The 18,956-nt window shown below is 70.5% G+C and carries 15 protein-coding genes; 9 read left to right on the top strand and 6 right to left on the bottom strand.

The annotated features are described in order from the left end of the window. Positions 1-61 precede the first annotated feature (61 nt). The 3 genes from JOE57_RS08865 (at position 62) to JOE57_RS08855 (ending at position 4,153) form a co-directional block, all read left to right on the top strand. Positions 62-1,171 (top strand): sulfite oxidase, encoded by a 1,110-nt coding sequence (locus JOE57_RS08865; protein ID WP_204920329.1) that lies wholly within the window; start codon positions 62-64, stop codon positions 1,169-1,171. 7 nt (positions 1,172-1,178) lie between these two features. After that, complete coding sequence (gene malQ / locus JOE57_RS08860) at positions 1,179-3,299, top strand: 4-alpha-glucanotransferase (protein ID WP_204917350.1); 2,121 nt, start codon at positions 1,179-1,181, stop codon at positions 3,297-3,299. A 110-nt stretch (positions 3,300-3,409) separates the two neighbouring features. Next, positions 3,410-4,153: a dienelactone hydrolase family protein gene (locus tag JOE57_RS08855; RefSeq protein WP_204917349.1), complete on the top strand. Its 744-nt coding sequence runs from the start codon at positions 3,410-3,412 to the stop codon at positions 4,151-4,153. Positions 4,154-4,157: 4 nt separating this feature from the next. Here JOE57_RS08855 and JOE57_RS08850 read toward each other — a convergent pair whose 3' ends face one another. Then, a complete protein-coding gene (locus JOE57_RS08850) occupies positions 4,158-5,060 on the bottom strand; it encodes an LLM class flavin-dependent oxidoreductase (protein WP_204917348.1) in 903 nt (300 codons plus the stop codon). 139 nt (positions 5,061-5,199) lie between these two features. Here JOE57_RS08850 and JOE57_RS08845 point away from each other — a divergent pair, with 139 nt between their 5' ends. Further along, on the top strand, positions 5,200-7,038 hold the full coding sequence (locus JOE57_RS08845) for a hypothetical protein (protein ID WP_204917347.1): 1,839 nt from the start codon (positions 5,200-5,202) through the stop codon (positions 7,036-7,038). A gap of 13 nt (positions 7,039-7,051) precedes the next feature. On the opposite strand, the gene JOE57_RS08840 is transcribed toward JOE57_RS08845, so the two are convergent. The 4 genes from JOE57_RS08840 to JOE57_RS08825 all read right to left on the bottom strand — a co-directional run bounded on the left by JOE57_RS08840 (position 7,052) and on the right by JOE57_RS08825 (position 11,480). Beyond that, positions 7,052-7,777, bottom strand: coding sequence for an ANTAR domain-containing protein (locus tag JOE57_RS08840; RefSeq protein ID WP_204917346.1), 726 nt, complete (start codon positions 7,775-7,777; stop codon positions 7,052-7,054). Positions 7,778-7,910: 133 nt separating this feature from the next. Further along, positions 7,911-9,374 carry an MDR family MFS transporter gene (locus JOE57_RS08835; protein ID WP_338041225.1) on the bottom strand — a complete coding sequence of 488 codons (1,464 nt, stop codon included), beginning with the start codon at positions 9,372-9,374 and terminating at the stop codon, positions 7,911-7,913. Between the two features lie 47 nt (positions 9,375-9,421). After that, the gene (locus JOE57_RS08830; RefSeq protein ID WP_239578895.1) at positions 9,422-10,813 is read right to left on the bottom strand and encodes a sensor histidine kinase; all 1,392 of its coding nucleotides are present in this window, start codon (positions 10,811-10,813) and stop codon (positions 9,422-9,424) included. A 10-nt stretch (positions 10,814-10,823) separates the two neighbouring features. Beyond that, positions 10,824-11,480 (bottom strand): response regulator transcription factor, encoded by a 657-nt coding sequence (locus tag JOE57_RS08825; protein WP_204917344.1) that lies wholly within the window; start codon positions 11,478-11,480, stop codon positions 10,824-10,826. Positions 11,481-11,581: 101 nt separating this feature from the next. Between JOE57_RS08825 and JOE57_RS08820 the strand changes: the two genes are divergently transcribed. Genes JOE57_RS08820 through JOE57_RS08810 form a run of 3 tightly spaced genes read left to right on the top strand, consistent with a single transcriptional unit; the run spans position 11,582 to position 14,463 of the window. Continuing rightward, positions 11,582-12,667 (top strand): LolA family protein, encoded by a 1,086-nt coding sequence (locus JOE57_RS08820; RefSeq protein ID WP_204917343.1) that lies wholly within the window; start codon positions 11,582-11,584, stop codon positions 12,665-12,667. Positions 12,668-12,677: 10 nt separating this feature from the next. Further along, on the top strand, positions 12,678-13,628 hold the full coding sequence (locus JOE57_RS08815) for an ABC transporter ATP-binding protein (protein ID WP_204917342.1): 951 nt from the start codon (positions 12,678-12,680) through the stop codon (positions 13,626-13,628). Further along, a complete protein-coding gene (locus JOE57_RS08810; protein WP_204917341.1) occupies positions 13,615-14,463 on the top strand; it encodes an ABC transporter permease in 849 nt (282 codons plus the stop codon). Before JOE57_RS08815 ends, JOE57_RS08810 begins: the two co-directional genes overlap by 14 nt. A 15-nt stretch (positions 14,464-14,478) precedes the next feature. On the opposite strand, the gene JOE57_RS08805 is transcribed toward JOE57_RS08810, so the two are convergent. Further along, positions 14,479-15,483, bottom strand: coding sequence for a zinc-dependent alcohol dehydrogenase family protein (locus tag JOE57_RS08805; RefSeq protein ID WP_204917340.1), 1,005 nt, complete (start codon positions 15,481-15,483; stop codon positions 14,479-14,481). Between the two features lie 201 nt (positions 15,484-15,684). Between JOE57_RS08805 and JOE57_RS08800 the strand changes: the two genes are divergently transcribed. Together JOE57_RS08800 and JOE57_RS08795 are read left to right on the top strand one after the other, a co-directional pair. Next, the gene (locus tag JOE57_RS08800) at positions 15,685-16,983 is read left to right on the top strand and encodes an MFS transporter (RefSeq protein ID WP_204917339.1); all 1,299 of its coding nucleotides are present in this window, start codon (positions 15,685-15,687) and stop codon (positions 16,981-16,983) included. A 58-nt stretch (positions 16,984-17,041) separates the two neighbouring features. Then, positions 17,042-18,886 carry a DUF2207 domain-containing protein gene (locus JOE57_RS08795; RefSeq protein ID WP_204917338.1) on the top strand — a complete coding sequence of 615 codons (1,845 nt, stop codon included), beginning with the start codon at positions 17,042-17,044 and terminating at the stop codon, positions 18,884-18,886. Positions 18,887-18,956: the final 70 nt, after the last annotated feature.

Genomic DNA, 18,956 nt, shown 5'->3' with positions numbered 1-18,956 from the left:
CAAGTTCTACCGCATGGACAACGCCTGACGACGGTGGTACTACAGGATCGGGGTGAGGACGATGGGTGGCATCGACGAGTCAGTCAGTCCACGAGCGCGGCTCGCCGCCGAGGATGAGGGCATCACCCTGGACGAGCTGCGGCTCGCGACCCGCAACCGCGGGATGCCGCTGGAGATGCTCGACCACGACCTGACCCCGGACGGCCTGCACTACCTACTGGTCCACTACGACATCCCGACCGTCGACCCGTCGGCCTGGCGACTGCAGGTTGACGGTCACGTGCACCAGCCGCTGAGCCTCGGCCTCGCCGAGTTGCACGATCGGGCGCATGTCACGCACACCGTCACGATGGAATGCGCCGGCAACGGGCGGGCCAGGCTGCAGCCGCGACCGATCAGCCAGCCGTGGCTTGACGAGGCGGTCGGGACGGCCGCGTGGACCGGTGTCCCGTTGGCTGCGGTGCTGGCCGAGGCCCGGCCCCGGCAGGGCGCGGTCGACGTCGCCTTCACCGGAGCCGACCACGGGGTCGAGCGCGGCGTCGAGCAGGACTACCAGCGGGGACTGTCGCTTGACGCCGCGAGCTCACCGGAGGTGCTGCTGGCCCACACCATGAACGGGCTGCCGCTGCCGCCGCAACACGGCGCCCCGCTCCGGCTGATCGTGCCCGGCTGGTACGGCATGGCGCAGGTGAAGTGGTTGACCCGGATCACGGTGCTGGACCGGGCCTTCGACGGCTACCAGAACGTGACGGCCTACCGGATCAGCACCGACCCCGACGACCGCGGCCGGCCGGTGACGAGGATCCAGCCGCGGGCGCTGCTCCGCCCGCCCGGCTTTCCCGACTTCCAGACCCGGACCCGGGTGCTGGACGTCGGCCGGCACCGGCTGACCGGACGGGCCTGGTCAGGGCTGGCCACCGTCGACCGGGTCGAGGTCAGCGTCGACGGCGGGAGCACGTGGAGCGATGCGGACCTGGACCCGCCGCTCGGCCGGTTCGCCTGGCGCGGCTGGCACTGGACCTGGTCGGTCGACCGACCGGGTCGCTACGAGCTGTGCGCCCGTGCGAGTGATGCGGACGGCAACACCCAGCCGCTGGAGCAGCGCTGGAACCGGCAGGCGATGGCCAACAACCACGTGCAGCGGGTGGCGGTAAGCGTTCGTCCGGCATGATGGACCCGTGCCGGATCTGAGCCAGGAACAGCGCGAGGTCGCCGCCGCCTACGGGGTCGCCACCGAGTATTACGACTTTCACGGGACGCACGTCCAGGTGGCCGAGGAGACGATCACTGCGGTGCTGGCGGCGATGGACGTGGACGTCTCCAGCCCGGCCGCCGCGGCCGCCGCTCTGCGCACCCGGGACGAGCAGCGCTGGGTGCGGATGCTGCCGCCCTGTCTGGTGGTCCAGCAGGGCGAACACCGGGAGATCTGGGTGCACGTCCCGGCCGGCGCGGAGGTGGAGCTGTGGGTCGGCCTGGAGAACGGCGGCACCCGGACCGGGCTCACCCAGATCGACCGGTGGGTCGAGCCCAGGCTGCTGGCGGACCGGATGATCGGTGAGGCGACCTTCGAGCTCCCTGCCGACCTGCCGCTCGGCTACCACACCCTGCACGCCCGATCGGCTGGGATGGAGGCCTCGACCACGCTTGCGGTCACCCCGCCCTGGCTCGGGCTGCCGCCGCGACTGGGCGAGCGTCGGACCTGGGGCTTCGCCGCCCAGCTCTACAGCGTCCGTTCGCGCGGCTCCTGGGGCGTCGGGGACCTGACCGACCTGACCGACCTGTCGGTCTGGTCCGCCTCGGAGCTCGGCGCCGGCTTCGTGCTGGTGAACCCGCTGCATGCCGCCGAGCCGGTGGCGCCGATGGAGCCGTCGCCCTACCTGCCGAGCTCGCGCCGCTTCGTCAACCCGCTCTACCTGAGGGTCGAGCGGATCGCCGAGTACGTCGACCTGCCGCCGGCTGACCGGGCCAGAGTGGAGCAGATCGCGGCCGAGACCGGGCGCCGGTTGGACGAGCTGGACGCCATCGACCGGAACACCTCCTGGACGGCGAAGCGGGAGGCGTTGCTGCTGGTCCACGCCGTGCCACGCAGCGCCGGTCGGGAGGCAGACTTCCAGGGGTTCCTTCGGCGGGAGGGTCAGGGCCTGCGGGACTTCGCCACCTGGAGTGCCCTGGCCGAGACGTACGGCAACGACTTCCGCAGCTGGCCCGCGGAGCTGCAGGACATCACCTCCCGGGAGGTGGCCCGGTTCGCCGAGGAGCACCGGCAGCAGATCGACCTCCACCTCTGGCTGCAGTGGGTGACCGACGAACAGCTGCAGAATGCCCAGGTCAAGGCGGTGGCGGCGGGGATGGCCCTGGGGATCATGCACGACCTGGCCGTCGGCGTGCACCCGGGCGGCGCCGACGCCTGGCGGCTCCGCCACGTGTACGCCCAGCACGTCCAGGTGGGTGCCCCACCCGATGCCTACAGCCAGGTCGGTCAGGACTGGAGCCAGCCGCCGTTCCGCCCGGACCGGCTCGAGGAGCTGGGCTACCTGCCGTTCCGTGAGCTGCTGGCGGCCGTGCTCCGGCACGCCGGCGGCGTTCGAGTGGACCACATCATCGGGCTCTTCCGACTGTGGTGGATCCCGGCCGGCGGGCCGGCCTCGGCAGGCACCTATGTCCGCTACGACCACGAGGCGCTGATCGGCATCCTGGCGCTGGAGGCCTACCGGGCCGGGGCCGTCGTGGTGGGTGAGGACCTCGGCCTGGTGGAGCCGCCGGTCCGCGACTACCTGCGCAGCCGCGGCATCCTCGGCACCTCGATCCTGTGGTTCGAGCTGGACGACCTCGGCCGTCCGCGGCCGGCGGACGAATGGCGGGAGCTCTGCCTGGCCTCGGTCACCACCCATGACCTGCCGCCGACCGCCGGCTACCTGGCGGGTGACCACATCCGGCTGCGCCACCAACTCGGACGGTTGGCCGCGAGCCTGGAGGTCGAGCTGGCCGCGGACGAGGCCGAGCGGGCAGCGTGGCTGGCGGAGGTCCACAGTCGCGGCCTGCTGCCGGCCGACGCCTCGGTCGAGGAGACCGTGCTGGCGCTGCACCGCTACCTGCGGCTGAGCCCGGCCCGGCTGCTGTGCGTGTCCCTGGCGGATGCGGTCGGCGACCGGCGAACCCAGAACCAGCCCGGCACCACCGACGAGTACCCCAACTGGCGGGTGCCGCTGTCCGGGCCGGACGGGACCCCGCTGCGACTCGAGGACGTGTTCGCCTCGACGCGGGTCAGCGCGCTGGTCGAGTCGGTCCGCACACCCTGAGCCCGCCCCGGAGCTGTGACCTGCGAGGTCTTGTGGGCCCGGGCCGCGACAGGTCAGAGTGGGAGCACCGGCCAGTCGCCGGAACCCACGTCACGACCGAGGAGCAGACGATGTGCCACGACCCCGACAGCCTTCCACCGGTCCCACCCGGCGGCCAGCCGGCGGCTTCGGACGCGCCGACCCAGGTCCAGTCGAGCGACGGCACCCGGGTGCTGGCGCACGAGGCGCGGCCGGCTCGACCCTCGGGAGCAGGCGTGGTCATCCTGCCGGACGTCCGTGGGCTGCACCCCTACTACCGCCACCTCGCTGTCCGGTTCGCCGAGATCGGTCACGAGACGGTGGCCATCGACTACTTCGGCCGGACCGCCACCACCGACGACCGGTCGGCGGCCTTCGAGTTCCGCCCGCACGTGGAGAAGGTGACGCCGGCCGGCGTTGCCGCCGACGTCGCCGGTGCCGTCGCGCTGCTGAGATCCAGGGGTGCGACCGACGTGTTCACGGTCGGCTTCTGCTTCGGCGGCGGCAACTCGTGGCGGCAGTCGGCCGAGACACCCGGGCTGGCCGGAGCCATCGGGTTCTACGGACGGCCGGAAAGCCTCAGCGACGTGGTCGACCGGCTCCAGAGCCCGATCCTGATGCTGATGGGTGGAGCGGACCAGAGCATCCCGGTGGCTGCGGCCGAGGCGCTGGCCGCCCGAGCCAGCCGGGTGGTGCCGGCCGAGTGCGTCGTCTTCGACGGTCAGCCGCACTCGTTCTTCGACCGTTCGTACGCCGAGCACAGCGATGCCTGCGACCGCGCCTGGCAACTGATCATCGACTTCATCGGCCGCAACCGGTCGTCGGGTCAGGCCTGAGCAGCTACTGGTCGGCGGCCAGCAATGGGCGGACCTCCGATCCCAGGAAGTGGATCAGCCCCTCCAGGTCGGGCTCGTCCTCGGTCGGCTGGATGACCACCGAGGTCACGCCGACCTCGGCCAGCCGTCGGATCGAGGCGGCGAAGACTCTGGCATCACCGGCTATCGCGATGCCGAGTCCTGCCACCTGACCCCAGCGGGGTAGCTCAGCGTCGACCCGCCGCTGAGCACCCGGCCCGGTGGCGGCGATCTGTGTCGCCACGATCTTGTGCGGTCCGGCGCCCGATGCCGAGCCAGCCTCGGCCGCGGCGGTGATAATGCGGCAGGCCGACTCGACCTGGTCGTCACCCAACGCCGCGCCCAGCAGGGTCCCGTCACCCAGCCGGCCTGCGAGTTCCAGCGATTTCGGTCCGGCGCCGCCCAGCATGAGGGCCGGCGGCCGGTTGGGCGGCCAGTCCAACCTGACTCGGTCCAGTCGCACATAGCGGCCGTCCATGGTCACCTCCTCGCCGGCCAGCAGGCGGCGGAGCGCTACGGCGTACTCCCGCAGCAGGGTCATCGGGGACTCCACTCGGGCACCCACCTGGGCCATCCACTCCTGGACCCCATGACCGACGCCGGCGACGAAGCGGCCGGGGAAGAGCCGGTCGAGGGTCGCGATCTCCATCGCGACTAGCGCGACGTTCCGCAACGGAACGGGTAGCAGGCCGACACCTACCCGGATCCTCTCGGTGAACGCCAGCGCCGCGGTCGCTGTCGCGATCCCGCTCTCCTTGAAACAGTCCTCCCAGACCCAGAGCTCGTCCAGTCCGGCAGCATCGGCCGCCTGGGCGAAGGACCTGAGCCGCTCGGGTGGCTGGTTGGGAACGAACGCGACACCCAGTTGCGGGCCGGCAGTTGAGGTCATGTCAGCCATCATGGCCCAGGGCTTGACCCGCATCCGGCCGGTCGGGTAGATCTGTGGGTCGACATGGCGGCCATCGGGGTGGGACCGCCGGCCATTCTGAGCCCGCGACCGGGCTCCACAATGCGTGAGGTGGGCTTCGATGAGCCAGCGGGTCAGTGACGCGACAACGGGTAAGCGTTTGCCGGGCCGGTCGCGTCAGGAGGTGCTGGACGTCCTCGCAGTCGGGACGGAGTCGTTCGTCCCGTTCCTGCAGCCGGACGGCACGCTGAACGACCCGGTCTTCGACTGTCCGACGCAGTACGGCAGCGCCTACTTCGGCTGGTGCAACGCCGTTCTGGCCGACCAGGGCGGAGCCGAGGCGTCGGCCGCACTCGAGCGTGCCCAGCGGGTGATGACGGCTGCGCTGGCCCACACCGCGGACCCGAGCCGGGGACCGTGGGCGTCCGGCTTCGACCGCCGCACGCTGAGCGTGGTCAACCGGCTGAACCACCGCGACTTCACCTGGCCGCCGATCCTCAAGACCTACCTCACACTCCGTCGGCTCGATGCAGACCTGGACCGGACCGACCTCGACTGGGCCGAGGTGGACCGGGCCATTGCGGCAGTCGACGTAGAGGCGTCCTTCCGGGCCCGGCCGCCGTCGAACTGGGCCGCCGTCTGGATGAGCGGTGAGTGGCTGCGGATGCAGGCCGGCCTCTCGCCGACGACCATGGCCACCTTCGATGGCTGGATCGACGCCTTCTTCGAGGCCGGCCAGGACTCGGGCTTCGACCTGGAGGCCGGCCTGTTCTTCGAGCGCGGCCTCCCCAACGCCTACGACCTGTTCACCCGGGCCCACTTCACCGACCTGCTGCTGCAGGGCTACGACGGGCGCAACCGCGACCGGCTGGAGACCTTCCTGGCGAGCGGGCTGCGCCGCAGCCTGGCGATGCAGCTCTCCGACGGGTCGATGGCCTCGGGCTACCGGAGCACCGGTCAAACCTGGGTGCTCGGCGCCCAGGTCGCGCTCTTCACCGGGTCCGTGGCGCTCGGACTGGGCGGCGCGGCCGAGGCGGACGCCGCCCGGCACAGCGCCTGGCGGGCCTTCGGGTCACTGGCCGGCTGGCAGCGTGACGGAGGTCCCTTCTCCCCGGTCCAGAACGCGCTCGCACCCCAGCTGCGGGTCGGCTATGAGGGATACACGGCCGACGGCCACTATGCGCCGCTGGCGCTGGCCTTCCTGGCCTCAGCGGTGACGTTCGGCTTCGGCGCCGACCAGCGCCCACAGCAGGAGCGGCTCGATGACCGGCCGATCGTCTCCCTCGCCGAGGGGGCGCCCACCCATCGGGGAGTGCTGCACAGGGGGCGGATCTCCGCTGCCCTGCAGAGCCAGGCCGACGGCGTCTACGACGCGACCGGCATCGTCGACCTCACCTTCGGCTCGGGCAGGCTGCTGCAGTTCGTCAGCTCGGCTCGGCACCTGGCCGGCGGGCCCTGGCTGAACCCCGGGCTGGCCGTCCGCCCGGGTGCCGGAGCCACCCTGGTGACGCCGCTCGGCGCACGCCGACAGACGCTGGCATCGCCACTGCACGACCACCTCGACGGGGGCCTGGCCTTCGAGACCATCCTGGCCGAGAGCGACACCGACACCGACAACGATCCCGTGGCCGGTCAGCGGTACCGGTGCGAGGTGCGGCTGACCACGAGCGGCCTCGACGTGCGCGAGGCCACCCCCGGGGCGAGCCACCACCGGAGCCTGCTCATCCCCTACCTGCGCGACCCGGGCACGGGCCCGACCACTGCGGTGACCTTCACGGGCCACGGCGTGCGCTTCTCGCTGGCGGAGGAGTGGGTCGAGTTCAGCGTCGACGGTGAGCTCGAGCGCGCGTCCGACCTGCCGTTCGGGTATGAGAACCGGCGCGGCCTGTGCGGGCTGGTCCGGCTCGATCTGTGCGACCGCGGTGAGGATCTCCGCTGGTCGGTGACCAGCTCCGACTAGCGGGTCGACGGGCTCAGGGCGCGTCGAGTGGCCGGGTGTTGTGGTGGTCGACCACCTGCCGGGCCACCTCGGTGAGACGCATGTTGAGGTCCTGGGAGGTCTTGCGCAGCAGCGCGAAGGCCGCCTGGTCGTCGATCTTGTGGAACGCCATCAGCAGGCCGATCGCCTTGCCGATCTCGCGGTTGCTGGCCAGGCCGGTACGCAGCGTCTCCGCCTCGCGCTGCTCGGCGGCGGCCGTCAGTGCCACTGACACGAACGAGGCCAGGATGCTGCCCTGGTTGACCGACTCCGCGGTGAGCGCGCCAGCGGTGTCGGAGAAGATGTTGAGTGCTCCGACCTTGTTGCCGCCCACCAGCAGCCGGAAGCCGGCGGCGCCCCGGACCGGCGTCTCCACCAGCACCCGAGCGGCGAGCCGGGGCCAGGTCGACTTCGTCAGGTCGGTGTCGAGCTGGATCGGGTTGTCCTCGATCGCGTCCAGGCAGGGTCCCTCGTGCACGGCCCGCTCGATCGCATCAATCATCGAGCCGACCTCGTCGCTCGACGCGACGGTGACGAACCCCTCGCTGCGACGCAGCATGATGCTGCTGTGGTCGCAGCCATCGACCAGCTGTCGCGCGGCATCGCAGACCCCCTGAAGGATCTCGTCGTAGCCGCCCTCGGAGTAGACGATCTCTGCGAGCCGGGCGTAGACCATGACGACGTCGGCCCCCTCGGGCCCCACAGACTCGATCTCAGTCACGTCCTCACCTCCGTCCCATCGACAGTGCAGACTCTACAAGCGCCGACGCCCACAGACGACCTTCGAGCGCGCCGTCGATGGTGCGGTGCTGCTGGATCTCCCCCTGGACGGGTTGCTGCTTTCCTTCTCGCCGTCACCGGAGATCTGCTGACTCCTCGGCAACCGCGGTCGACCCGGGTCTGCTCAGGAAGGCGGACAGGGCTATGGCACCAACTGAGATGACCGCGGCCACAAGGAAGGCGGTCTGAATCCCCTCGTTCTGCGCCTGCAGCCCAGGCATGCCTTCCGCGGTGAGAGTGAGGCTGCGGCCCGCCATGATCGTCACCAGCAACGCCGTGCCTGCGGCGCCGGAGACCTGTTGCAGGGTGCCGAGCATTGCGCTGCCGTGGGAGTACAGCCGCTGCGGCAGCGGATTGAGGGCGGTGGTGAAGGTCGGAGTGAACAGACAGGCCAGCCCCAGCGACAACAGCAGGTGCAGGCCGAGCAGGACCCAGACCGCTGTCGTGGCGTCGAGGGTGCTGAACCGCCAGAGGGCGAAGGTCAGCAGCACCGAGCCGGTCACGGTCAGCGCCCGCGGGCCGAACCGGTCGAAGAGCTTGCCGACGAGAGGAGCGAGCAGACCCATCATCAGCCCGCCCGGAAGCAGCAGCAGCCCGGTCTGGAGCGAGTCGAGGCCCCGGATGTTCTGCAGGTAGATGGGCAGCAGGATGACCACACCGAACAGCGCGACCATGGCGATCATCAGCACCGCGATGCCGAGCCGGTACATCGGATAGCTGAAGACGCGCAGATCCAGCAGCGGGTGCCCGTCGGACTGCAGCGCGGCCTGCCGCCAGCCGAACAGCGCCAGGCACACCACGCCGATCAGCAGTGGCAGTACCACCATCAGCACGCCGACGGAGGCGGCCTCACCAACCCGGCTGAGGCCGAACACCAGACCGCCGAAGCCAGGAATGGACAGCAGCACGGAGAGCAGGTCCAACGGTTGCTGCTGCGTCTCGCCGACGTTCACCAGCCGCATCGCGCCGTAGACGAGCGCAGCCAGCGCGATCGGCAGCACCAGCAGGAACATGAACCGCCAGGAGAGGTACTGCAGGATCAGCCCCGACAGCGTCGGCCCGATTGCCGGCGCCACCGAGATGGCGATACTGACGTTGCCCATCACCCCGCCGCGGCGCTCGATCGGCACCAGGTTCAAGATCGTGGTCATCAGCAGCGGCAGCATGATCGCAGTGCCGGATCCCTGCACGATCCGCGCCGCCAGCAGCAGCCAGAACCCGGAGGCGAGACCGGCCAGCAGGGTGCCGGTGCAGAAGAGTCCCATCGCGGTGACGAAAACGGTCCGGGTCGTCAGTCGCTGGAGCAGGAAGCCCGTGGTCGGGATGACGACGGCCATGGTCAGCATGAACGCGGTGGACAGCCATTGCACCGTGCCCGCGTCCACCTGCAGCTCGGTCATCAGCCGCGGCAGCGCGACGCCCATGATCGTTTCGTTCAAGATCACCACGAAGGTGGCGACCAGCAGCGTCGTGATGACCTTCCGGTCGCGCGCCGTCATGGCAGACGTCGGCGGTGCGGCGAGCGGGGTGGTGGTCACGTCAGGACGTCCTTGGGTGCGCGAGGGATCCGGGGAGCAAGCCAACGTTATGAGATGGCGCTGACACTGTCACCTCGATAACCGACCGGCACACGTCGCGGCAGCGAGATCTCCACCCGCAGGCCGGGTGCCGCGTCCTGCAGCGTCACCGTACCGCCGGCGCGACGGACCAGCTCGCGCACGATGGCCAACCCGAGCCCGGTGCCGCCGGCGTCGCGGTCGCGGGCCTCGTCGAGCCGGGTGAACCGCTCGAAGACCCGCTCCCGGTCGGCCGGCGCGATGCCCGGACCATCGTCGGTGACCGCGATCAGCGCAGTGGCGGGCTCGGCGTCGCTCGGCGTCTCTACCGTGAGGAGTACGCCGTGCCCGGCGTGCCGGACCGCGTTGTCGACCACATTGGCGATCGCCCGGCGGATCTCCTCCCGGGCCGCGAGCAGCTGCACCGGGGCGCCCGGTTGCAGCCGGACCGGCACCCGGGCCGTGGAGTAGCGGGACACGACCTCGGTCAACAGGTCCGTCAGATCGAACGACTCTGCCGACCCGGGCGGCCGGGTGTCCGCGTCGGCGCCGGCCAGCAGCAGCAGGTCGTCGACCAGCCGGCTCAGCCGGTGCACGTCGGCCAGCAGCTCGGTCGGCAGGCTGCCGCCGTCTCCCAGCCGCTCGGCGACCTCGAGCTGCAGCTGGATGCTGGCCAGCGGGTTCCGCAGCTCATGGGCGGCGTCGGCGACGAAGTCGCGTTGCCTGCGCCGGCCGGCCGCCAGCCGGTCCAGCATGGAGTTCAGCGTCAGCGCCAGTGCTCGGATCTCGTCTGCGGACTCGGGCACCGGCAGTCGCTCGCCCTCACCGCTGCCACTGATCCGGTCCGCGCCGGCCCGGAGCGCTTCCACCGGCCGGAGCGTCCAGCCGATCACTCGCCAGGCGATCGCAGCCAGCACCACCAGCAGCAGCGGGAAGATGATCAACAGCCCGGTCCGCAGCGCCTGCTGGCTGTGGGTCACGTCAGCGATCGGGATGGCGACCAGAACGCTCCGTGGCCCGTCCGGTGTCCGGGTTCGGGCGGCCACCACCCGCAACGGCCCGGTCAGGCCGGCTCGGGCACCGTCGACGGTCAGAGCCGCTCCGCCGAGTGCCCGGGTCAGCTCAGCCGGTCGCAGCAACGGGGTCAGCCGGTCCGCGTTCGCCGACGAGGCGATGACCCGTTGCTGGTCGTCCACCACCTGGACCAGCTGGGCTCCGGAGACGGGCAGCGGGTCGGGAAGGCGGTCCTGGCCGGCCAGGGTCACGATCTCGGCTGCGGTGGCCCGGGCACCGGCGTCCAGGGTGCGCAGCACGGCGACGGCGAGCGTGCCGTAGAGCACCACACCACCCAGCAGCAGCGCCACCGCCACCCCGCTGACGCCGACGACCATCAGCCGGGCGCGCAGACTGAGGCGGCTCAAGCGAGCCATCTCAGCAGGCCAGCCGGTAGCCGGCGCCCCGGACCGTGACCACGGCTGACCGGCCGAGCTTGCGTCTCAGATAGCCGACGTAGACCTCGACCACGTTCCCATCCGCCTGGTCACCGCTGCCCCAGACGTGGTCCAGCAGCTCCGTCTTGCCGATCACCCGGTCGGGGTTGCGCATCAGATACTCCAGCAGGGTGAACTCACGCGGAGCCAACGTCACCGGGTCGCCGGCCACGAACACCTCCCGCGAGCCGGGGTCGAGCCTGACGGCCCCGGCCGACAGCACCGCGGGGCGCGCCGGAGCTCCCCGCCTCAGCACCGCTCGCAACCGGGCCAGCAGGACGACGAACGAGAACGGCTTGGTGAGGTAGTCGTCGGCCCCGCAGTCCAAGCCGTCCGCCTGGTCGTACTCCCCGTCCTTGGCCGAGATGATGATCACGGGGACCCAGTTGCGTTCGGCGCGCAGCCGGCGGACCACGTCATAGCCCGACATCCCAGGCAGCATCACATCCAGGATCACCGCGTCGAACTCGCCGTCCCGGGCGGCGTCCAGACCATCCGGGCCGTTGTCGGAGAGCTCCACCACGAACCCCTCCGCGACCAGACCGCGGCGCAGGGATGCTGCCAGCCGCACCTCGTCCTCGACGATCAACACCCGCATGCCCCCAGGGTGTCACGCCGTCGGGAATGCCGTTCGGGCGCGACGTCGCCCGGCTCGGTCTTCTCAGCGTCCGCACAGGTGCCGCCGGGCATGATGGGGATATGCCTCTTTGGAACCGCAGACCCCTGCTTCGCTGGGCCGTGCCGCTGCTGGCCGCCCTGCTGCTGATCGGGGGCGGTGCTGCCATCAGCTCGCTCTCCGCCTCCGCCGACACCACACTCCCCGAGCGTACGGCCGGCCAGCTCCTCGTCGATGTTCAGCAGGCCCGGATCAGCGGACTGTCCGGGACTGTGGTGCAGAACTCCGACCTGGGCATTCCCGACCTGCCCGGGGTGGGCGGTGCCGGCAGCTCCGACCTCACGTCCCTGATCTCCGGTACCCATACGATGAAGGTCTGGTCGTCCGGACCCGACAAGGCGCGACTGGCCCTGCTCGGCACCCTGGGCGAATCCGATGTGATCCAGAACGGCAAGGACGTCTGGTTGTGGTCGAGCAAGGACAACACCGCCAGCCACTACACCGTCACCCCGTCGGAGCAGAAGCACCCGCGCACCGAGACGCCGAAGACCCCGCAACAGGCGGCCGACGCCGCGCTGGCGGCCATCGACCCGAGCACCGAGGTCACCGTTGCGGACAACGTCACCGTGGCCGGACGACCGGCCTACGAGCTGGTGCTCACACCGAGGGACTCGGCCTCGCTGGTCGCGCAGGTGCGGATCGCGATCGACGGCGCTGCGCACGTCCCGACCAGGGTGCAGCTGTGGGCGGACGGCGGCTCCAAGCCGGCCTTCCAGGTCGGCTTCACCCAGGTCAACTTCACCCGGCCGGACGCGGCCCAGTTCACCTTCAACCCGCCCCCGGGAGCCACGGTGAAGGAGGTCAAGCCGGGCAGCACCGACACCAAGCGGGCCGACCGGAAGGCCCACACCCAGGCAGCGCCGAAGGTCGTCGGCAAGGGCTGGACGACGGTCGTGGTGGCCAAGGCTCCGGCCCCGGCAGCAGGGTCGGCCTCGGGTCCGCGTGACCTGCAGCGGATGCTCAACGCGCTGCCGAGGGTCTCCGGCAGCTGGGGTTCGGGCCGGTTGCTCGCCGGCACCGCGTTCTCGGTGCTGGTCACCGACGACGGCACCGTGGTGGCCGGGGCGGTCAGGCCGTCCGCGCTCTATGCCGCCCTGGGCTCCAGATGAGCCGGCTCGGATGACGACCGGGACCTCCGGTCCAGCCGCGGCTGTCAGGTCCCGAGGGCTGACCAAACGTTTCCGCCACCAGGTGGCGGTGAACTCGATCGACCTCGAGGTGCCGACCGGGTCGGTGTACGGGTTTCTCGGCCCGAACGGCTCCGGCAAGACGACGACGATCCGGATGCTGCTGGGCCTGATCAGGCCCACCTCCGGCGAGCACGAGCTGCTCGGCCAGCCGATGCCGAGGAGGGCTGGCGCAGTACTGGGCCGGGTCGGGTCGCTGGTCGAGGGTCCGGCGTTCCACCCGTACCTGTCCGGGCGGGCCAACCTGGTCCGGCTGGACGCCGCTGACCGGCAGAGCGACCCGGGTACCGCCAGTCGACGGATCGACGCCGCCCTGGACCGGGTGGGCCTGCTCGCCGCCGCGCGTAAGCGCTACCGGGCCTACTCGCTGGGGATGCGCCAGCGGCTGGCGATCGCTGCCGCGCTGCTGGAGCCTCGCGAGCTGTTGGTGCTCGACGAGCCGACGAACGGACTGGACCCGCAGGGCACCCGTGAGGTGCGGTCGCTGGTGGCCTCGCTGGCCGCCGACGGCGCCACTGTCCTGATCTCCAGCCACCTGCTGTCGGAGGTCGAACAGATCTGCACCCATCTGGGGGTGATGCATGTGGGCAACCTGGTGGCACAGGGATCGGTCGCCGAAGTACGTTCCGGCAGCGAGCCACGGGTCCGGGTGGACTCCGACCGCGAGGAGGACGCCGCTCGGGTGCTGCGGATGCTCGGCATCGCCGACGTGAAGGTGTCCCCCGGACAGATCCAGGGGTTGCTCGGCCAGATAGCCGTGGAGAAGATCGTTCCCGCACTGGTGCACGAGGGGGTCCCGGTCCTCGGCTTCGCCGTCGCCGGCCAGAGCCTCGAGGACCGGTTCGTCCAGCTCACCGGGGAGGGCTTCGATGTCAGCGGCTGACGCGCCCCCCCGGACCCGGCCGGTGTCGCTGCGCTTCCTCCGCTCCGAGCTGAGGGTGATCTTCGGTCGGCGGCGCAACCTGGCTGGGCTGGGGGTGCTGGCGCTGGTCCCGATCCTGATCGCGGTGGCGGTCAAGGTGTCCTCGCCCGGTGGTGATCGTGGCGGTCCCGACTTCATCGCGTCGATCACCGGCAACGGGATCTTCGTCGCGCTGGCCGCGCTGACCATCGAGCTGGTGGTCTTCCTGCCGCTGGCGGTGGCGGCGATCTCGGCCGACGCGGTCGCCGGCGAGGCCAACATCGGCACCCTGCGGTATCTGTTGACCGTTCCGGTCGAGCGGACCAGGCTGCTGGCGGTCAAGTACCTGGCGGTGGTGATCTTCACCTTCGTCGCCACGCTGACCGTCGCCGGCGTCGGCGTGATCATCGGGCTGGCGCTGTTCGGAGGCGGTGACATGACGCTGCTGTCCGGAACCCGGATCCCGATGGCCGCCGCACTGGGGCGGGTGCTGCTCACCGTGCTGTACCTGACGGCGGGGTTCGCCGCCCTCGGTGCCATCGGGCTGTTCGTGTCCACGCTCACCGAACAGCCCATCGCTGCGACCATCGCCATCGTGATCTTGAACGTGATGAGCTTCACCCTCGACTCGATCCAGCAGCTGTCCTGGCTGCACCCGTGGCTGTTCACGCACTGGTGGACCGCCTTCGGTGACCTGTACCGCGACCCGATCGTCTGGGACTCGATCTTCCGCGGGCTGCTGGTGGCGGCCGGCTATGCGCTCGTCTTCTGGCTGGCCGCCTGGGCCCGGTTCTCCAACAAGGACATCACCTCCTGAGTTGGCCGGTCCGGTTCAGGAGCCGACCTGGAGGACGGCGGCACCGGTGACCCGGTCCTCGGCCAGGTCGAGCAGCGCCCGGTCCGCCGACTCCAACGGGTAGCCAACCGTGGTCGGCCGGATCGGTATCTCGGTGGCGATCCGGAGGAACTCCTCCCCGTCCCGACGGGTGTTGGCGGTGACGCTACGCAGCTGACGCTCCTCGAAGAGGTCGGTGGCGTAATGCAGGGGCGGGATGTCCGAGAGGTGGATGCCGGCGACGGCCAGCACCCCGCCGCGGTCCAGCGCCCGAAGCGCCGGCGGCACCAGGGTGCCCACCGGGGCGAACAGGATGGCTGCGTCCAGCTTGGCCGGCGGCTCCTGGTCGGCGTCGCCGACGAAGGTAGCCCCCAGGTCGGCGGCCAGCCGGCGGGCCGCAGCAGAGCGGGTCATCACGTACACCTCGGCGCCCTCGTGCAGCGCGACCTGGGCGGCGAGATGGGCCGAGCCGCCGAAGCCGTAGATGCCCAGCCGCCCGCCCCGGCGCAGGGAGGTGCGCCGCAGCGAACGGAAGCCGATGATGCCGGCACAGAGGAGCGGCGCGGCCTGCTCGTCGGTGAAGATCTCCGGGATCGGGTAGCTGAAGTCCTCGGCCACGGTGGCCAGTTCGGCGTAGCCGCCGTCGGCGTCCCAACCGGTGAACAGCGGGTCGAGGCAGAGGTTCTCGTCTCCGCGTCGGCAGAACCGGCACCGGCCGCAGGTGTGCCGCAGCCAGGCGACCCCGATCCGGTCACCGACCTTCAGCCGGCGGCAGCCGGGACCGAGCTCGACCACCTCGCCGACGATCTCGTGTCCCGGGACGACGCCTGCTCGCCGTGGCGCGAGGTCGCCCTCCGCCAGGTGCAGGTCGGTCCGGCAGACGCCGCAGACGCGCACCCTCAGCAGCACCTCGCCCGGTCCGGGTACCGGGTCCGGCCGTGATCCACTGCGCAGCGGACCGCCGGCGATCGGTCCTGGCCTCTCCACCCACCATGCGCGCATGTCGCTCCAGTTGACCCGTGTCTGAGGCAGGTCTGGCTTCCAGTTAAGCGGACCGCGGCCCCTACGAGAAGGCCCAGCGGCGCCAGGGAAGCGGTTTCAGTGTCGTCACAGTGGGTACCCGCGGTAGTTGAGACAGCATCCAGACACGTGCTGTCCCGACGTCGATCTCGCCCGACTTTTCAACACAGGAGGAGCGCACCCATGGCGGACACCACAACAACCGACGTGGAAGTGGACCACGACCCTGACGGCGGCAAGGTCACCCGGCAACAGTGGAAATGGACGATCCTGGCTGGGATGGCGTCCTATCTCGACGCCGGTTCGATCGTCGCCCTCGGCGCCGGACTGGCGCTGTTCAAGGCGGAGTTCGGGCTCGGCAGCGGCGCGGTCGGCGCGCTGGCCGCAATCGGCCCCAACGCCCTCGGCTGCGCGCTCGGGGCCTTCATCGGCGGGCGGCTGGGCGACAAGCTGGGCCGCAAGAAGATCTACCAGTGGGACCTGCTGCTCTACGCCGTCGGCATCCTGCTGATCGCCTTCTCGGTGAACCCCGTGATGCTGTTCGTCGGCACCTTCATCGTCGGTGTGACCGTCGGCGCCGACGTACCCACCTCGTTGGCCCTGGTCGGGGAGCTGTCGCCGGCCAAGGCCCGCGGCAAGCTGCTCGGCTTCAGCCAGGTCGCCTGGAACTTCGGCCCGGTGATCGTGCTGCTGCTGGCTCTGGTGCTGGCGCCGCTCGGCCTGCTGGGTATCCGAATCGTCTTCCTGCATCTGTGCCTGGTCGCGCTGGTCACCTGGGGGCTCCGCCGCGGGATGTCGGAGTCGGTCCGCTGGAAGTCGGCGTCGGCCGCGGTCAAGGAGACCGGGCACCGGGTCAGCGACCTGTTCCGTGGGGCGAACCTGAAGGCGCTGCTGTGGACCGCCACGATCTACGTGTTCTGGAACCTGGCCGCCGGCACGTCGGGCATCTTCACCCCCTACATGGTCAAGACCCTCGGCGGCGGCAGCCAGGCGGTCAGTGTCGGGCTGGCCTGCGCGGGATTCGCCATCGGCATCATCGCCACAGTGGTGATCTTCATGCCGCACTACGACAAGACCCACGGGCTGCGCAAAGTGTTCTGGGGGGTCGGCTCGGTCATGCAGATCGTGGCCTACGGGATGTTCATCGTGCTGCCGTTCACAGTGCCGGTGATCATCCTGAACGTGGTGCTGTTCGCCATCGGTGCAGCGCTGGCGGGGGAGGCCGTCTACAAGATCTTCAGCCAGGAGCTGTTCCCCACCATGCTGCGGGGGACCGCCCAGGGCTACACCTTCGGGGTGGCGCGGATGTTCCTCGGCATCTGGAGCTTCTTCGTGCCGGTACTGGCCACTCAGGGCTTCAGCGTGGTCGGTGGTCTGCTGGCGTTGTTCCTGTTGATCAGTGGCGTGGTGGGGTTCTTCTTCATGCCGCACACGGTCGGAAAGTCGCTGGAACACATCGAGGCCGAACGAGCCGCCGGGTAAGGGTCGGCGAGGCGCAGATCCCGTAGTCTGGAGGTCTCAGCGAGGGGGACCACCGGACATGAAGCGCATCGTCATTGCGGTCTGGCTGGGGCTGGCCGCCTTCATCCTGCTCCCTGGGACCGCGCAGGCGGACCAAGGGAACTGGAGCATCACCCGCTATGAGGTGGAGGCGACCGCGGCCAGGAACGGCGTCATCACGGTCAGGCTCGACTTCGACTTCGACTTCGCCGACCAGCCTGGCCACGGACCGTACGTCACCCTGCCGCTGCGCCAGGAGATCGCCGGCGACCCCGACCACTACCGCAGCTTCGGCATCACCGACATCAGCGCCGACAGCCCCTCGGGCGCTCCGGACGCGGTCGCCACCGAGACCAAGAACGGCGCCTTGGCGATCAAGATCGGCGACGAGAACACCGAGGTGACCGGGATCCAGAACTACCAGCTGTCCTACCGGATCTCCGGCGTGGTCAACCCCAAGGTCGGTGCCCGGGGGCAGGACGAGATCTTCTGGAACATCATCGGCCAGCAGTGGGAGATCCCGCTGCACAACATCAGCGTCAACCTCACCGGCCCGGCCGAGGTCGCCGACGCCACCTGCTTCGTCGGCGAGCCCGGCAGCTCACGGGAGTGTGACAAGCACCAGGTCACCGCCGACGGGGTCACCTACAGCCAGCAGGTCGTCGAGCCAGGCTCGGCCCTGACCCTGGTCGCAGGCTGGCCGGGCGGCACCTTCGTCGGTGCAGAGCCCAAGCTGGTCAAGCGGTACAACCTGCAGAACACCTTCGGCCTGACCCCGCTCACCGGTGGCCTGGCCGCGCTCCTCGCTCTGGTCGGCAGCGTGGCCGTGGTGCGTCGGTCGCAACGGAAGGGGCGCGACGAGGCGTATCTGGGGCTCACCCCCGGCCTGACGCCGAGGACCGAGCAGGCGGCAGCAGTGGGACGACGCGGCTCGCACACCCCGGTCGCCGTCCAGTTCCGGCCCCCCGAGGGGGTCGGCCCGGGCGAGATGGGGACGCTCACCGACGAGGTCGCCGACCCACGCGACGTGACCGCGACCATCGTCGACCTCGCAGTGCGTGGTCACCTCCGGATCGAGGAGGTCGGCTCCGAACCCGGGTCCCGGAGGAAGGGCAAGCCGGACTGGCGACTGGTCCGGCTGAGCGGCGGGGCGGGGGACCTCAGAGCCTACGAGCGCACCATCCTCGACGGGCTGTTCTCCGCCCACGACGAGACCCTGTTGAGCGACCTCGGCAAGTCGTTCGTCGGCACGCTCGGCAAGACCCAGCGGTGGCTCTACCAGGAGGTGACCAGCCGCGGCTGGTTCCGCGCCAACCCGTTCAACGTCCGGGCGAGCTGGTACGGGATCGGGGCGGGCATCGTCGTGCTCGGAGCCCTGCTCGCGGTGCTGCTGGCCTTGACCGTCGGCTGGGGCCTGGTCGGCGTCGGCGTCGCCCTGGTCGGTGTGGTCACCCTCATCGTCGCCCATCGGATGCCGGCGCGGACCGCTGAGGGCACTGCGGTGCTGGCCCAGTCGCTCGGCTTCAAGCTGTATCTGGAGACCGCCGAGGCGGACCAGATTAGGTTCGAGGAGGGTGAGGACATCTTCTCGCGCTACCTGCCGTTCGCGATCGCCTTCGACGTCGCCGAACGCTGGGCCAAGGTCTTTGCGGACCTGGCGGCGCAGGGCCGCCAGGTGCCCGAGCCGGGGTGGTACGTGGGCACCCAGGCCGGCTTCTTCACCGCTGCCGTGGGCGGCTCCTTCGCCGACTCCCTGAACGCCTTCTCGGAGACGGCCACCGCCGCCATGGTCAGCGCGACGGTCGCCTCCGGCGGTGGCTCCGGCTTCTCCGGGGGTGCCGGCGCCGGAGGCGGGGTCGGCGGCGGCGGCGGCGGGGGCTGGTGAGTCGCGGCGTGGCCTACTATTGGCTCCGCAGTCCTGCACCCGGGTTCAGAAACGCAGCCCGAAGCCGATC

It is taken from the genome of Microlunatus panaciterrae, assembly GCF_016907535.1.
Lineage (GTDB): Bacteria > Actinomycetota > Actinomycetes > Propionibacteriales > Propionibacteriaceae > Microlunatus > Microlunatus panaciterrae.
The sequence above is the reverse complement of the archived record's forward strand: the minus strand, read 5'-3'. Positions and strand labels throughout refer to the sequence as shown.

Coding starts and splice junctions, on each gene's coding strand:
- JOE57_RS08815 (WP_204917342.1), top strand. CDS start 12,678: ATGACGACCGGGACCTCCGGTCCAGCCGCGGCTGTCAGGTCCCGAGGG.
- JOE57_RS08865 (WP_204920329.1), top strand. CDS start 62: ATGGGTGGCATCGACGAGTCAGTCAGTCCACGAGCGCGGCTCGCCGCC.
- JOE57_RS08805 (WP_204917340.1), bottom strand. CDS start 15,483: ATGCGCGCATGGTGGGTGGAGAGGCCAGGACCGATCGCCGGCGGTCCG.
- JOE57_RS08810 (WP_204917341.1), top strand. CDS start 13,615: ATGTCAGCGGCTGACGCGCCCCCCCGGACCCGGCCGGTGTCGCTGCGC.
- JOE57_RS08855 (WP_204917349.1), top strand. CDS start 3,410: ATGTGCCACGACCCCGACAGCCTTCCACCGGTCCCACCCGGCGGCCAG.
- JOE57_RS08800 (WP_204917339.1), top strand. CDS start 15,685: ATGGCGGACACCACAACAACCGACGTGGAAGTGGACCACGACCCTGAC.
- JOE57_RS08850 (WP_204917348.1), bottom strand. CDS start 5,060: ATGACCTCAACTGCCGGCCCGCAACTGGGTGTCGCGTTCGTTCCCAAC.
- JOE57_RS08825 (WP_204917344.1), bottom strand. CDS start 11,480: ATGCGGGTGTTGATCGTCGAGGACGAGGTGCGGCTGGCAGCATCCCTG.
- JOE57_RS08820 (WP_204917343.1), top strand. CDS start 11,582: ATGCCTCTTTGGAACCGCAGACCCCTGCTTCGCTGGGCCGTGCCGCTG.
- JOE57_RS08795 (WP_204917338.1), top strand. CDS start 17,042: ATGAAGCGCATCGTCATTGCGGTCTGGCTGGGGCTGGCCGCCTTCATC.
- JOE57_RS08845 (WP_204917347.1), top strand. CDS start 5,200: ATGAGCCAGCGGGTCAGTGACGCGACAACGGGTAAGCGTTTGCCGGGC.